Raw genomic sequence first — 14,538 nt, 5'->3', positions numbered from 1 at the left:
GCGGCCGAAGCTTTCATGGTATCAGCGAACGCTCCATGATGACCGTCCGTTCATCGCCATAGAAACTATCTCCGACGACGTTGAAGCCGAGCTTCTCGTAGAAGCGCTGCGCCGTAACGGATGAGGGTACAGACAAGCTGGCAACGCCTCGGGCCATGGCCGCGTGTTCGATTGCGGCCATGAGGCTGGCGCCAATACCGCGCCTTTGTGCGGAGGGAGAGACGAACACCGTACGCACGACTGCGTCGTCGAGGCTGGCAGTGCCAACAATTCTTCCATCGTAGATCGCCACAAAGACGGCACGACTATCCAGCAGCTTACGCACGGCCGCGGGATTGAAGTTTTCGGCAACGCGATCGATGATATGCGGAGGGTAATCCTTCGCATTGGTCTCACGAAGCGCGGCGAGGATCACGCCACTGATCGCTTCGGCATCAGCCTCGGACGCTCGACGGATTTCACATGCCATGACGAGCCTTCAAGAACCGCATGCGCTGGATCCAGTCCCCTCAGGGAATCAGCAACAGGAACGACAGGAAGAGACCGGCAAAGATGATCAGGCCGACGCGATTGTTCGATTTGAACAGGGCAAGGCATTGCTCGCCATCTTTGATGTCAAGCACGGCAATCTGGTAGGCGAACATGCCGCCAGCTACAAACAGGCCGAGATAGGCAAGCCAGCTCGTTCCGGCCAGCGCGAAGGACACCAGCATCAGCAGCAGGGTCGCGCCATAAAGGCCGACGAGCCACAGACGCGTCTGGTCGCCGAAGAGCCGGGCCGTCGAGCGTACACCGATGAGTTCGTCATCTTCCTTGTCCTGATGTGCGTAGATCGTGTCATAGCCGATCGTCCACAGGATGGAGGCGGCGTACAACACCATCGGAGCGCAGGACAGGCTGCCGAAGAGGCCGGCCCAGCCCATCAGGGCACCCCAGGAAAAGGCAAGGCCGAGGAAGAATTGCGGCCAGTCGGTGAAGCGCTTGGCGAAAGGATAGAGCGCGACAATCGCAAGCGACAACACGCCGAGAATGACGGCAAACCAATTGAACTGCAGCAGCACCAGCAGGCCGACCACGGCCTGCAGTGCGATGAAGACCTTGGCCTGCGTGCGGGTCACGCGGCCTGAAGGCAGCGGGCGCGAGCGCGTGCGCGCGACCGACATGTCGATCTCGTGATCGACCAGATCATTATAGGCGCAGCCGGCGCCGCGCATGGCGACAGCGCCGATGAAATAGAGGAGCAGGTGATAGATCATCACGAAGCCCGGCGAGCCCTGCCCGACGACGACGGAGGCATTGGCGGCGAGTCCGACCGACCAGAAGCACGGCCACATCAGGAGCTGCCAGCCGATTGGCCTGTCCCAGCGCGCAAGCTGGGCATAGGGCCACAGCCACGGAGGCAGGACGCGATAGACCCAGTTGCCGGATGGCGCGTCGGCAACGCGCCCATTGATGTCGCCTGTCTTTTGCATAGACGAGTAGTAGTGACATCCGGCGCCCGAGGTCAAGCGGCGGCGTGTCAGAGTCGGATGATTTTAGGTCGCAGCGGTCTAAAATCCGAATCCGCACTAGAATCAAAGAATTAGAGCATGATACCGTCCGAAAGCCGCTCGAACACTTTTGGCATCATGCTCTGACCTGCCTATTTCTCAATGCGTGGTGAAATTGAACTTGTAGCTGGCCGAGAGGCCGATCAGCAGCTGGTTGCGGTCGCCCCGCTCGCGCACGAGGCTGCTGTCGGCAGCCGGGCCGGTAAGGCGCGTGTATTCCAGGAAGGTGCTGGTGGTCCAGTTTTCCGATGCCTTCCAGGTCAAGGCGCCGCCGACGCCGACGGATTTCACCCCGCCGCCCGGCTTGTAGCCGCTGAGGCCGGATGCAGCCGATTCGCGCGCATTGACGCCGTAATAGATATCGAAATAGTCGTTGGTGGCCATCGTCATGCGCGGACCACCCGACAGGCGCAACTCTGGCGTAATATCGGTGAAGGCATCGATGGCCGTATCGGCGACGAGGCCGCTGTGCGAGCGAATGCCCTGGCGGACTTCGATGCGGGCGCGCAGCCAGTCCGTGGGATAGGCTTCGGCGAAACCACCGGCTTCAGCGCCCCATTTCACCTTCCTCAGCCCCCTCAGCTCGCGCCCATCGCTGCTGTCGCGGCTCGGCACGAACTTGCCGACGATACCGATGCGGAAGGCATCGCTCTCGATCAGGGCGAAGGACGGATTGTCATTGCGCGAGGAGAAACGCGGCCCGGGACCCTGCCGGCCGATCGAGACCAACGGCGACCACTGCAGCTTGTTGTGCTTGCCGCCTTCGAACTTCGGCGCGGAGAAACCGGCTGCACCGACGCTTAGATACCAGTCCCCCGACCAGAAATGCTGGCCATCGCCTGCGGAGGCAGCGCCGGCATAGGCGACGGAGAGGCCGAAAATGAAAAGAAAACGCGACTTTGCAACCACACTGCAACTCCATGATACGCATTACAGGGGCTATGAACGCAGCCCCGGAGTTGCTGCAAATTATTCGGATCGCGTTACCGCTCTCTTAACCACAAGGCGCTGAATCCGCCAAGAACGTCAAAATCAGGTTGAAGCGTCGGATCCCTTGAGATGCGCCAATCTGTCGCGGTGATTTAATTATCGCATGAGCTACTCAATCATAGGTAATGGCCGGCATTTCCTTTGGTGCTCGCCATCTTGCAGCCCCCGATTTTCAAAGAAGAGCAACCAATGAAGACCATATCCCTGATTTCCTTAGGTCTGTCCCTCAGCGCCGCCATAGCGCTATCCGGCTGCGTCAGTGCCCCGATCGGCGGGGCGAAACAAACTGAGACGACGGGAAGCATCCAGGCCGGCAAGAGAACCCAGGTCATGTCGGTTTCGTTTCTGAAACCTGACTGCACGTTCTCGTCCTATCCCTATACTGCGATCGTCAAGCCGAGCAGTCACGGCAAGGTGGAGATCACTCACGGATCCGTAAAGGCGCATTTCCCGAGCGATGAACCCATGCATATGTGCAATGGCAAATCGGCGGAAGGCACCATCGTCTACTATACGCCCGATGCCGGCTTTGCCGGCGCCGATCAATTCACGATCCGGATGACGGGGCTGAATGCAGCAAATGGCGTTGCCGAGCACACTTTGAAGATTCACGTTGTCAAATAAGTTCAGAGCGTGCCGTACCGGCTGAAGCCTGGAATAAGAAACGCCGGCGCATCTTGTCATGTCGCCGGCGTAAGAGCCACTTTGGTTTCAGACCCTCAGCTAGAACGTCACCTTCTCCAGAGGTGCGCGCTCCGCCTCGAATTCTTTCAGCTTCGCCTCGCGCTCCGCGATGTAATTGCGATTATCCGGCACGGCGAACTGGTTCTTGGTGATCTGGAGCTGCATGATGAAGAGCTCATCCCAGCGGAAGCCCATTTCCGAGCCGGCCAGATAGAACTCCCACATGCGGAAAAACTTTTCGTCATAGAGCGCGATGGCATCGGCCTTGCGCGCAACAAAGCGGTTGCGCCAATGCCTCAGCGTATAGGCATAGTGCATCGGCAGGGTCTCGACGTCTCGCGTGAGTAAGCCGGCCTTTTCCAGCGGCGGCGTGGTCTCACCGATCGACGGGATGTAGCCGCCCGGGAAAATATACTTTTCGATGAAGGCGTTGGTGGCAAAACTCGGCTTCGGGCGTGCGATGGAGTGCAGCAGCATGACGCCATTATCATCAAGCAGCTCCGAAACCTTGCCGAAGAACTTGCCGTAGTCGCCGATGCCGACATGCTCGAACATGCCGACCGAGACGATACGGTCGAATTTCTTGCCGGTCATGTAGCGATAGTCCTGCAGCTCGAAGCGGACGCGATCGGAGAGGCCACGCTTGGCCGCCCTTTCGCGTGATACTTTCAGCTGCTCTTCGCTGAGCGTGATGCCTGTCACGTCGAGGCCCGGATAGGCCTCGGCGAGATACATGGCCATGCCGCCCCAGCCGGAACCAATCTCCAGCACCTTCTGGCCGGGCTCGACCAGAAGCTTGGCGGCGATATGGCGCTTCTTGGCGACCTGCGCTTCATCCAGGCTGATGCCGGGCGGATTGAAATAGGCGCAGGAATATTGCCAATCCTCATCGAGGAAGAGATCGAAGAGCTTCGCCGACAGATCGTAGTGATGCGCAACATTGTGCTTGTTGCGATTGATCGGCGAGCGGCTCTTGATCTGCTGCCAGGCGATGCGGCCGACAAGCAGCGCCGCCATGCGGAAATCGAAGACCTCGTTGGTGGTATTCTGCTTCACCAGCGACAGGAACTCGTAGATATCCCCCTGCTCGAGGATGAAGCGGCCTTCCATATACATTTCGCCGAGCTTGAGCGTGGGATCGCGTGCGACGGCATCTTCAGCCTGCTGATCGGCAAACCGGACGGCCACCGTCTCGCCAGTTCCGTCGCCGACCATATGGGTCTCGCCGGATGCGAGCGTAAGCCTGAGTGAACCTTTGCGGATGATTTTCTGGACGAGAGGAAAAAGGGTCGACGCCATGGACGCCTCGAATGTTATGACATGACATTAAGGCAACTTTAACGCCTCCCAGCATTGTGGCAAGCTTACCTTTTCGCAGTCATTGGCACTCCGGCAACAACTCTGCCAGAGTGTGACATTCTTGCACAGAGTTCCGCTAAGTCCTTATTTTCGTTTGAAAGCGTCGGCCAAAGCAGCGCCGAAACTGCCCTGTTGTTCGGCCTTCGGACGAGCATTTCCCCTCGCCCCCGCGTTGCGCGCGCCGCCCTGCTCGCGCGACTCCCGCCCGGACGAAGCCGCCACAGTACCGCCATCTTTGCGCATGGAGAGACCGATTCGCTTGCGTTTGACATCGACTTCCACGACCGTGACCTTGACGACATCGCCGGCCTTCACGACCTCATGCGGGTCCTTGACGAAGCGGTCGGCCAGCTGCGAGACATGCACCAGACCGTCCTGATGGACGCCTATATCGACGAAAGCTCCGAAAGCGGCGACGTTGGTCACGGTGCCTTCCAGCAGCATTCCCGGCTTGAGGTCGCTGATCTCGTTGACGCCCTCGGCAAAGGTTGCGGTCTTGAAGCTCGGACGCGGGTCTCGGCCTGGCTTTTCCAGTTCGGCGATGATGTCGCGCACGGTCGGCAGGCCGAATTTGTCGTCGATGAATTGCCTGGGGTCGATGGCCTTCAGCGTTGCCGTATCGCCCATCAGCGTGCGGAGATCACGGCCGCAGGCAGCGACGATCTTCTTGGCCACACCATAGGCTTCCGGGTGCACCGAGGAAGCGTCGAGCGGCTCCTTGCCGTTGGGAATGCGCAGGAAGCCGGCGCATTGCTCGAAGGTGCGCTGGCCGAGACGGGCGACCTTCAGAAGATCACGGCGCGTCTCGAACGGACCCTCGCCGTCGCGATGCTTGACGATGGCATCGGCGATCGACGGCCCGAGGCCGGAGACCCGGGAAAGCAGCGGTGCCGAGGCCGTGTTGAGATCGACGCCCACAGCATTCACCGCATCTTCGACAACGGCATCCAGCGAGCGGGACAGCTTCTGCTGGTCGACATCGTGCTGGTACTGGCCGACGCCGATCGACTTCGGCTCGATCTTCACCAACTCGGCCAACGGATCCTGCAGGCGGCGGGCGATGGAGACGGCGCCACGCAGCGAGACGTCAAGCCCGGGGAATTCAAGCGCAGCCGTTTCCGAGGCAGAGTAAACCGATGCACCGGCTTCGGAGACGATGACCTTGGTCGGCTTCGGCGCCGGCAGTTCGGCCAGCATGTCCGCCACCAGCTTTTCGGTTTCGCGGCTGCCGGTGCCGTTGCCGATCGCGATCAGCTCGACCTTGTGCTTACGGATGAGCGAGGCAAGTGCGGCCTGTGTGCCGCGCACGTCGTTCTTCGGCGGAAAGGGATATACGGTCGCCGTTTCCAGGAGCTTGCCCGTACCGTCGACCACGGCGACCTTGACGCCCGTGCGGATGCCCGGATCGAGGCCCATGGTGGCGCGCGAGCCGGCAGGCGCTGCCAGCAGGAGATCCTTCAGATTGCGGGCGAAGACATGGATCGCCTCCTCCTCCGCCCTCTCCCGCAACTCGCGCATCAGGTCGAGCGAGAGCGACATGGAGAGCTTTACGCGCCATGTCCAGCTTGCGACCTCCGTCAGCCAGCGGTCGCCGGGCCGGCTTGCGCCGATATCATAGGCCGCAGTGATCATGCGTTCGACCGGCTTGTTGGGCGAGACGGCGTCGGTATCGACTTCGATATTCAGTGTCAGGACTTCTTCGTTCCAGCCGCGCAGCATGGCGAGCGCGCGATGACCGGGCGCAGTCGCCCAGCGTTCCTGATGCGCAAAATAATCCGAGAATTTGGCGCCTGCCTCCTGCTTGCCGTCGACGACGGTAGCCTTCAGCGTCGCATTGGCCTTCATGTAATTGCGCAGCTTGCCAAGCAGATCGGCATTTTCGGCAATACCTTCGGCGATGATATCGCGCGCACCCTCCAGCGCCGTTTTCACGTCAGGCACATCGGCCGTGATGAAGCCTTGGGCCAGCATCGTGGGCTCCTTGGAGCGATCGGCAAGGATGGTGTCGGCCAGGGGGCCGAGGCCACGCTCCCTGGCAATTTCGGCGCGGGTACGGCGCTTCGGCTTATAGGGCAGATAAAGGTCTTCCAGCTCGGACTTGGTGGCGACCGTGGCGATCTTGCCCATCAGCTCGTCGGTCATCTTGCCCTGGCCGGCGATGGATTCAATGATGGCGGCGCGGCGTGCTTCCAGCTCGCGAAGATAGACGAGACGCTCCGATAACGTGCGAAGCTGCGTATCGTCGAGACCGCCGGTCACTTCCTTGCGATAGCGCGCGATGAAGGGCACCGTTGCGCCTTCGTCCAAGAGCTCGATAGCGGCCTTAGCCTGATCTGGACGGGAGTTGATCTCGGCGGCAATGGTTGCAGCAAGGGAACGGATATCAGCGGCCATGTGTCTCTCTGAACTGAACGAGCGTAAAGGGACCATAAGCATGATCCCGTGGACATAAGAAGCGGTTTTCGCCGCGGAACACGCCAATCCGGGCACGGAGATGACGTGGAGGGCGAAGCAGCATCCGCTTTAGCGAGATAAAAAGGCATGGCAATGTTGCCGGCCGTGCCTCCACAGGATTTGCCGCTTGACCTTTGGCTCAAGCCCCCTTAACCGCGCAAAAGGACGCAACGAAAGGGCAAGCCATGAGAGTTCTGTTGATCGGATCGGGCGGACGCGAGCATGCGTTGGCCTGGAAACTGGCGCAATCGCCTCTCATGACGGAATTCTATGCCGCGCCCGGCAATCCCGGTATCGCCGAACATGCGACGCTCGCCGCGCTCGATGTCGACGATCATGAGGCCGTCGTTGCCTTCTGCAGGGAAAAAGCCATCGATTTCGTCGTGGTCGGCCCGGAAGCGCCTTTGGTCGCCGGCATCGCCGATGCGCTACGCGCCGCCGGTATCGCCGTCTTCGGCCCGTCCGCAGCTGCGGCCCAGCTCGAGGGATCCAAGGGTTTCACCAAGGATATCTGCGCTCGCTACGATATTCCCACGGGCGCCTACCAGCGCTTCAACAATGCCCCGAAGGCGAAAGCCTATGTCCGCGCGCAAGGGGCGCCGATCGTCGTGAAGGCGGACGGCCTTGCGGCCGGCAAGGGCGTCACTGTCGCCATGACCATCGACGAGGCGTTAGCGGCGATCGACGATTGCTTCGAGGGCGCCTTCGGCGAGGCCGGGGCGGAGGTGGTGATCGAAGCCTATCTGGATGGCGAAGAGGCGAGCTTCTTCTGCCTTTGCGACGGCAAGCATGTGCTGGCGCTGGCGACAGCGCAGGACCATAAGCGCGTCGGCGATGGCGACACCGGCCCGAACACCGGCGGCATGGGCGCCTATTCCCCTGCCCCCGTCATGACGCCAGACATGGTCGAGCGCACCATGAAGGAAATCATCGAGCCGACGATGCGCGGCATGGCGGAAAGCGGCCATCCCTTCAGCGGCGTCTTCTTCGCCGGACTGATGATCACCGCCAAGGGGCCGGAACTCATCGAATATAACGTCCGTTTCGGCGATCCCGAATGCCAGGTGCTGATGATGCGGCTGAAGAGCGACCTGCTGCCGCTGCTTTATGCCTGCGCCAACGGCACGCTGGATCAGGTGACGGCCGAATGGAGCGAGGATCCGGCGCTGACCGTCGTCATGGCCTCGAAGGGCTATCCCGGCTCCTATGCCAAGAACACGCCGATTGCGGCGCTGCCGGCCGATGGCGAAGGCGAAAAGGTGTTTCATGCCGGCACAAGCATGAAGGACCGCACGCTGGTCGCAACCGGCGGCCGCGTGCTGAACATTACGGCGACGGGCAAGACGGTGCGCGAAGCAAAAGAGCGGGCCTATGCCCTGGCTGGCAAGGTGAAGTGGGACAACGGCTTCTATCGCAACGATATCGGCTGGCGTGCCGTCGAGCGCGAGACGTAAACGCCGCCGCGGTTCTGCAAGCGCAAGTCCATTAAATTTTTACCTAATCTCCTGACGGGATGGAAACAAAGGCACGCTAGTCTCTTCGTCACTATAGACGGAGTGGATTGTTATGCGTCTCTTGTTTCTAACCTTGGCATGCGCATTGGCAGGCGGCTCCGCCATGGCCTCGTCCATCCAGTCTATCGACGGCACGCTACAGAGCGGCGACAGCAGCATCGTCGACAAGAGCTGCGCCGACTGCCCTCCCCTCAAGCCCAAAGTGGCCGAAAAGGAATATAAGGTGCCGACATTGGCGCCGGGCACGCAATCGGTTGTGATTCGCAGCATAGACGGCGAAAAGAAGGTCGTGCGGACAGAGGCCTGGATGGGCGGATCCCCCGTCATGTTCGTCAGCAAGCCGACACCGGAAGCCCTGGCCGCCACCGCCGAGCCTGTCGACGGGATCGACCTGGCCGTAAAGACCGCAGCCCTGCCGGATACCGCAGCAGCTCCCAAACCCCTCGACCTCTCCGGCTTCCAGCTGCGTCAATAGCTGCAGAAGCCATTCGTTGCGACGGCATTTGCCGATCATTGCCCGGCCACAGGAGCAGCGGCTCATTACATACTTATGAGATGCATCATAAAGTATTCTATTTTTCTAAATTACAAAAGATGAATGCGAAGTAACCGGAGTTATTCGTAAGTCAGTATAAGTATTATTGGCGACGATTTGGCATATCTCCAGTTTCAACTCGCGACGAATACAACCGTTCCCCTATAATTAAAGATTCTTTAGACATAAACAGCGATTTTACTGCCACCGGACAGCAGCATGTCATTTAAGCGGCGGCAAGCGTATTGAGGATCTCTCAGGCGATCGCACAGGCGGTAGGAAACCGCACCGGTATTCACCCCTGTGGGAGGCACCATGAAGAATCTCAAGATTTCGCATCAACTCTTTGCCCTGCTCGGCGTCCTGATGGCCGCCTTCGCCGTGGCGACCTATTTCCAGATCCGGTCGCAGGCTGAGTCCATTTACGACGACCGTTTCGACATGCTGCGCACGCAGGTCGAATCCGGCATCTCGGTTCTGAACCAGTATTATCAGCGCGAAAAATCCGGTGAGATGACGCATGAGGCCGCCCAGGCGGAGGCCTTCAAAGTCCTCTCGCATGTCAGCTTCGAACCCGCGGGCTATTTCTTCGGCTTCGACTATAACGCTGTCATGCGCATCCATCCAAATCCGGTCAATGTCGGCAAGGACATGTCCGGCCAAGTCGACAGGAATGGCACTCATTTCAGCAAGGAAATGGTCGAAAAGGGTATCAAGGGCGGCGGCCGTACCATCTATTACTGGGGCAAGCCCGGCCATTCCGACGACCAGCTTTTCCTGAAGGGCAGCTATTCGGCTGCCTTCGCTCCCTGGCAGATCGTGGTCGGCTGCGGCGTCTACATGGACGACCTGGATGCGCAGATCAACGCAACGATGTGGCGCGCCCTGCTCATCTGCGGTCTCGTCTTCGTCATCGGCGTCGGTGCGGCTCTCTATTTCATCCGCGGCATCACAAAGCCGCTCGCCGATGTCCACGCCGCGCTGAAGGCCGTGGCCGACGAAGATCTGAAGATGGCCATTCCGCATATCGAGATGCGCAACGAAATCGGCTTGATGGCGAAAGCGACCCAGGCGCTGCAGGAAAAGGTTCGCGAGCGCCATCTGCTGGCCGACCGTCAGGCCGCGCAGGAACTCGAGATCAGCAATGAGCGCGAACAGAACCTGCGCCAGCAGCAGGACGAGGCGCATGAACAGGCACGCGTTGTCTCGATCATCGGCCGGGCACTTGAAGACCTCGCTCAGGGGAACCTGACGATACGCTGCGGCGATCTCGGCGCCGGCTATGCCGGCCTTCGCAATAATTTCAACGAGGCGCTGTCGCATCTCGAAGCCGCGATGGGCCGCGTCAACGCCAAGGGCAACGACATCGGCCTCAGCAAGGAAGAAATCCGTCGCGCCTCCAACGAGCTGTCCCAGCGCACCGAGCGGCAGGCTGCCAGCCTGGAAGAAACCTCGGCAGCACTCGATGAGCTGACTGTCGCCGTCCGTCAAACGGCGGAAGGCGCCGATGAGGCTAGCAAGCGGGTCCATGCCGTCAGCACCGAAGCATCGCGCAGCGATGCCGTGGTTGCCCAGGCAATCGAAGCGATGAGCGGCATCGAGAAGTCCTCGGCCGAAATCGGCAAGATCATCGGCGTCATCGATGAGATCGCCTTCCAGACCAACCTCCTGGCGCTCAATGCCGGTGTCGAGGCGGCTCGTGCCGGCGAATCCGGCAAGGGTTTTGCCGTCGTCGCCCAGGAAGTGCGTGAACTCGCCCAGCGCTCCGCGGCAGCCGCTAAGGAGATCAAGGACCAGATCGCCCGCTCTTCCGGCCAGGTCGACCAGGGCGTCCGCCTTGTCGGCGAGGCCGGCGAAGCGCTGAAGCGCATCTCCGACCAGATCAAGGCCGCCAACGAGATCGTCTCGAAGATCGCCCACAGTGCCTCCGAGCAGGATACGACGCTGCGCTCGATCTCCTCTTCGATGAACCAGCTCGACGCTGCGACCCAGCAGAACGCCGCCATGGCCGAAGAGACCACCGCATCGGCCGAGACGCTCGCGGCCGATACGGAAGATCTGCTCGCGCTCATCCGCGGCTTCCGCGTCAACGAAGGCCGCGCGGTCATGGATCATCGCCGCGCCGCCTGATCAGTACAGTTGCAAAAATGGGAAACCGCCGGGCTCGCGTCCGGCGGTTTTCTTTAGAGCAAAGCTTTTACTGCGTCAGTCTGTGCCCTTCAGGCGCTCAACCAGCAGGTCGATCTCGCGATCGGAATAGACCTCTATACCGGCCTGCTTGAGCAGCGCCGCCGTGACGCCGAGGCCGCTCTGCTTGCCGCCGGAAAATGTACCATCATAGATAAAACCCGAACCACAGGATGGGCTGCCGTCGATCAGAAGAGCGTAACGACAGCCGGTTTCCTTGGCGAGCGCCAGCGCATTTTCCGCCGCCTGGCGAAACTCCGCCGTGACATCACCGCCGGTGATCTCCATCACGCGCGCCGAGCCGGCAAGCACGTCCTCGCCGGTCGCACCGCCTGCAATTTCGGCCGGCGGCCTTGGCACCGCCATGCCGGCAGACATTTCCGGACAGATCGTCACCAACAGCCCCTCCTCGCGCCAGCGATCGATCGCCGGATGGACAAGCGGCTTGGAACGGCCGTCATAGCGGACGGCATGGCCCATGAGGCAGGCGCTGACGAGGATCTTTCCGGTCATCGCGCCCCCATGTCTTATCCCGCGATCTTCGAGAAGTCCGCGACCGTGCCGGTCGCCTGACGGATCAGGCGCAGCAGCGCCAGGCGATTGGCGCGGATGGCGGCATCTTCATCATTGACGAGCACGTCTTCGAAGAAGCGGTCGACGGGTGCGCGCAGCTTGGAAAGGGCTGCCATGGCCGAGCGGAAATCCTCCTTGGCGATCGCGCCGGAGGCCTCGGCAGAGGCGGCCTTCACGGCAGCAAAGAGATCCTTTTCGGCATCGAGTTTCAGCAAGGCTTCCGAAACGCCATCGGCAACGACGGTGCCCTTCTTCTCTTCGGCGGCCAGAAGCTGGGTGGCGCGCTTGGTGCCGGCCAAGAGGTTTTTGCCGTCCTCGGAGGTGATGAAGGCGGTCAGCGCCTCGACGCGGCGGGCGACCATCAGCAGATCGTCGGCCTCCGGCGTCAGCACGGCGTCGATGAGGTCATGACGGGCGCCGAGATCGCGGAGATAGACCTTCAGGCGGTCATGGAAGAAGGCGAGCAGATCGGCATCCCTGGTGGTCGCCAATAGCGGCAGGCGGACGCCCCGCTCCAGCAAAATACGGACGACGCCCAGGGCGGCACGACGCAGAGCGTAAGGGTCCTTCGAGCCCGTCGGCTTCTCGTCGATCGCCCAGAAGCCGACGAGCGTATCCAGCTTGTCGGCAAGCGCAACCGTGATCGCAACCTTGTCCTCGGGGACACGATCGGACGGGCCTTGCGGCTTGTAGTGATCTTCGATAGCCGTCGCGATCGAGGCATTCTCGCCCTGCAGCGACGCGTATTTGCGGCCCATGACGCCCTGCAGTTCGGGAAATTCGCCGACGGCTTCGGTGCGCAGATCAGCCTTGGCGAGCACGACGGCGCGGTCGACCAGGGTGGCATCGGCGCCGGTGATCTTGGCGAGGTCAGCGGCCAGCGCACGGATGCGGGCAACACGTTCGCCCTGGCTGCCGAGCTTGGCATGGAAGGTGACGTTGAGCGCATCAAGCTTCGCCATGCGCTGATCGAGCGGCTTCTTCAGATCGAGGCCGAACTTTTCAGCGGAGGCTTCCAGCGTTTCGAGATCGGGCAGATCGCCCTGGTCGCGCTTCCAGAAGTGCAGCGCGTCGGATAGACGGGCGCGCACGACCTTGCCGTTGCCGTGGATGATTTCCTTGCCGCCATCCGTCGCCTGGATATTGGCAACGAGAATGAAGCGGTTGGACAGCGCACCCTCCCCTTGAGGGGCGGCGGCACGCAGTGCCGGGGTGGGGTGATTTCGTCGGGACGAAAGATCACCCCCACCCGCAGCTTCGCTGCGACCTCCCCCCTCAAGGGGGAGGTGAGAGCCTTGCGGCCGCGTGACGAAACATTTCTGGTTGGTCTTGATGGTCAGGCGGATGATCTCGGATGGGATCGAGAGATAATCCTCCTCGAAGGAGCCCATCAGCACCTGCGGCCATTCGACAAGGCCGGAAACTTCCTCCAGCAGGCCTTCATCCTCAACCAGTTCGAGACCATTGGCAAAGGCGACATCGCGGGCATCATGCAGGATGATGTCCTTGCGGCGCTCGGCATCGAGAACGACATAGGCCTTTTCCAGGCTCGAGGCATAATCCTCGAAACGCTTAACCGTGATCGGGCCTGGCGCATGGAAGCGATGGCCATAGGTCACGTTCGAGGCGACGATGCCGTCGATCTCGAAGGGGATGACCGTGGTTTCTTCATGCTCGGTGCCGAAGGTGCAGACGATCGACTGCAGCGGGCGCACCCAGCGCAGCGAACCGGGCTTCACCGAGGCCTTGCCCCAGCGCATCGACTTCGGCCAAGGGAAATTTCTGATGATGTCGGGCATGACCGCGGCGACGATTTCCTCGGCAGCACGGCCGGGCTTGGAAATGATCGCCACGTAGAAATCGCCCTTCTTCGGGTCGCTCTGGACCTGGGCTTCCGAAACTGAAGAAAGGCCAGCACCGCGCAGAAAACCTTCGATCGCCTTTTCGTTGGCATCGGTGCGCGGCCCCTTGCGCTCCTCGCGCACATCGGCCGAGCGCGCCGTCAGGCCGCGAATATCGAGCGTGAGGCGCCGCGGCGTCCAATATTCCCTGGCACCTTCGTAGGAAAGACCTGCTTCGATGAGGGCGTCGGTCACCAGCTTCTTCAGGTCGCCGGCGGCCTTGCGCTGCATACGGGCGGGAATTTCCTCGGAGCGGAGTTCGAGAAGGAGATCGGGCATGTCAAGGTTCCTCACCCTCCCCTTGAGAGAGAGGGTCGGCACGGCGTGCCGGAGTGGGGTGAAAACGGTCGGCCTCTGCTAGCAAAATTTGGCGCTGCTGCACAATGGCAAATATCGTGTCCAGGACAGCCTCGACCTCATCCATGATCTCGGCATTCCAGAATCGGACGACATGATAGCCTTGGCTTTCAAGAAATGCCGTGCGCTCGGCATCATAACGCCTTGCCGCATCTGCCTGATGCTGGCTGCCATCCAGCTCAATAATGAGACCGATCTGATGACAGGCGAAATCAGCGAAATAACGCCCGATCGGAACCTGCCGGCGAAAATGCGTCCCTTCGATCGGGATGCGCCATAGATGCTTCCAGAGCTTGGCTTCCGCATCGGTCGAACCGGCGCGCAGGCGGCGGCTGGCGATTTTGAAGCGATCGAGCTTGGAGGGCTTTTGGGGCATCGAAGATCTCCGTATTGCTGAGACAGCGAAGTTGATGCGTCGGGACAAACACCCTCCC

At 60.9% G+C, this 14,538-nt stretch carries 12 protein-coding genes; 4 read left to right on the top strand and 8 right to left on the bottom strand.

Going from position 1 to position 14,538, the window contains the following annotated elements:
* Positions 1-13: 13 nt before the first annotated feature.
* The 3 genes from DQ393_RS07515 to DQ393_RS07505 all read right to left on the bottom strand — a co-directional run bounded on the left by DQ393_RS07515 (position 14) and on the right by DQ393_RS07505 (position 2,432).
* A complete protein-coding gene (locus tag DQ393_RS07515) occupies positions 14-469 on the bottom strand; it encodes a GNAT family N-acetyltransferase (RefSeq protein ID WP_112341145.1) in 456 nt (151 codons plus the stop codon).
* 40 nt (positions 470-509) lie between these two features.
* Complete coding sequence (gene ubiA, locus DQ393_RS07510; RefSeq protein ID WP_112341144.1) at positions 510-1,472, bottom strand: 4-hydroxybenzoate octaprenyltransferase; 963 nt, start codon at positions 1,470-1,472, stop codon at positions 510-512.
* A 177-nt stretch (positions 1,473-1,649) separates the two neighbouring features.
* On the bottom strand, positions 1,650-2,432 hold the full coding sequence (locus tag DQ393_RS07505) for a MipA/OmpV family protein (protein WP_245430286.1): 783 nt from the start codon (positions 2,430-2,432) through the stop codon (positions 1,650-1,652).
* 297 nt (positions 2,433-2,729) lie between these two features.
* On the opposite strand from DQ393_RS07505, the gene DQ393_RS07500 reads away from it, so the two are divergent.
* A complete protein-coding gene (locus tag DQ393_RS07500) occupies positions 2,730-3,164 on the top strand; it encodes a hypothetical protein (protein ID WP_112341142.1) in 435 nt (144 codons plus the stop codon).
* Between the two features lie 99 nt (positions 3,165-3,263).
* On the opposite strand, the gene DQ393_RS07495 is transcribed toward DQ393_RS07500, so the two are convergent.
* Together DQ393_RS07495 and DQ393_RS07490 are read right to left on the bottom strand one after the other, a co-directional pair.
* Complete coding sequence (locus tag DQ393_RS07495; protein ID WP_112341141.1) at positions 3,264-4,523, bottom strand: SAM-dependent methyltransferase; 1,260 nt, start codon at positions 4,521-4,523, stop codon at positions 3,264-3,266.
* A 144-nt stretch (positions 4,524-4,667) separates the two neighbouring features.
* A complete protein-coding gene (locus DQ393_RS07490) occupies positions 4,668-6,977 on the bottom strand; it encodes a Tex family protein (protein ID WP_112341140.1) in 2,310 nt (769 codons plus the stop codon).
* A 245-nt stretch (positions 6,978-7,222) separates the two neighbouring features.
* Here DQ393_RS07490 and purD point away from each other — a divergent pair, with 245 nt between their 5' ends.
* From purD to DQ393_RS07475, 3 genes are all read left to right on the top strand, one after another.
* Complete coding sequence (gene purD, locus DQ393_RS07485) at positions 7,223-8,491, top strand: phosphoribosylamine--glycine ligase (protein WP_112341139.1); 1,269 nt, start codon at positions 7,223-7,225, stop codon at positions 8,489-8,491.
* Positions 8,492-8,603: 112 nt separating this feature from the next.
* Entirely contained in the window at positions 8,604-9,026 is a 423-nt protein-coding gene (locus DQ393_RS07480) for a plant virulence effector HPE1-like domain-containing protein (RefSeq protein ID WP_112341138.1), read from the top strand.
* A 375-nt stretch (positions 9,027-9,401) separates the two neighbouring features.
* A complete protein-coding gene (locus DQ393_RS07475; protein WP_112341137.1) occupies positions 9,402-11,216 on the top strand; it encodes a methyl-accepting chemotaxis protein in 1,815 nt (604 codons plus the stop codon).
* 75 nt (positions 11,217-11,291) lie between these two features.
* Here DQ393_RS07475 and DQ393_RS07470 read toward each other — a convergent pair whose 3' ends face one another.
* Genes DQ393_RS07470 through DQ393_RS07460 form a run of 3 tightly spaced genes read right to left on the bottom strand, consistent with a single transcriptional unit; the run spans position 11,292 to position 14,480 of the window.
* Entirely contained in the window at positions 11,292-11,786 is a 495-nt protein-coding gene (locus DQ393_RS07470; RefSeq protein WP_112341136.1) for a DUF523 domain-containing protein, read from the bottom strand.
* A 14-nt stretch (positions 11,787-11,800) separates the two neighbouring features.
* Positions 11,801-14,026 (bottom strand): glycine--tRNA ligase subunit beta, encoded by a 2,226-nt coding sequence (gene glyS / locus DQ393_RS07465; protein WP_112341135.1) that lies wholly within the window; start codon positions 14,024-14,026, stop codon positions 11,801-11,803.
* Position 14,027: 1 nt separating this feature from the next.
* Positions 14,028-14,480 (bottom strand): endonuclease domain-containing protein, encoded by a 453-nt coding sequence (locus DQ393_RS07460; RefSeq protein ID WP_112341134.1) that lies wholly within the window; start codon positions 14,478-14,480, stop codon positions 14,028-14,030.
* Positions 14,481-14,538 lie beyond the last annotated feature (58 nt).

The organism is Martinezella tropici (assembly GCF_003287875.1).
Lineage (GTDB): Bacteria > Pseudomonadota > Alphaproteobacteria > Rhizobiales > Rhizobiaceae > Rhizobium > Rhizobium tropici_C.
This window is presented reverse-complemented; position numbering and strand designations above follow the sequence as displayed.

Bases quoted from the DNA above. Each gene is read 5' to 3' on its own strand.
- DQ393_RS07515 (WP_112341145.1), bottom strand. From the start codon at position 469: ATGGCATGTGAAATCCGTCGAGCGTCCGAGGCTGATGCCGAAGCGATC.
- ubiA (WP_112341144.1), bottom strand. From the start codon at position 1,472: ATGCAAAAGACAGGCGACATCAATGGGCGCGTTGCCGACGCGCCATCC.
- DQ393_RS07500 (WP_112341142.1), top strand. From the start codon at position 2,730: ATGAAGACCATATCCCTGATTTCCTTAGGTCTGTCCCTCAGCGCCGCC.
- DQ393_RS07495 (WP_112341141.1), bottom strand. From the start codon at position 4,523: ATGGCGTCGACCCTTTTTCCTCTCGTCCAGAAAATCATCCGCAAAGGT.
- DQ393_RS07490 (WP_112341140.1), bottom strand. From the start codon at position 6,977: ATGGCCGCTGATATCCGTTCCCTTGCTGCAACCATTGCCGCCGAGATC.
- purD (WP_112341139.1), top strand. From the start codon at position 7,223: ATGAGAGTTCTGTTGATCGGATCGGGCGGACGCGAGCATGCGTTGGCC.
- DQ393_RS07480 (WP_112341138.1), top strand. From the start codon at position 8,604: ATGCGTCTCTTGTTTCTAACCTTGGCATGCGCATTGGCAGGCGGCTCC.
- DQ393_RS07475 (WP_112341137.1), top strand. From the start codon at position 9,402: ATGAAGAATCTCAAGATTTCGCATCAACTCTTTGCCCTGCTCGGCGTC.
- DQ393_RS07470 (WP_112341136.1), bottom strand. From the start codon at position 11,786: ATGACCGGAAAGATCCTCGTCAGCGCCTGCCTCATGGGCCATGCCGTC.
- glyS (WP_112341135.1), bottom strand. From the start codon at position 14,026: ATGCCCGATCTCCTTCTCGAACTCCGCTCCGAGGAAATTCCCGCCCGT.
- DQ393_RS07460 (WP_112341134.1), bottom strand. From the start codon at position 14,480: ATGCCCCAAAAGCCCTCCAAGCTCGATCGCTTCAAAATCGCCAGCCGC.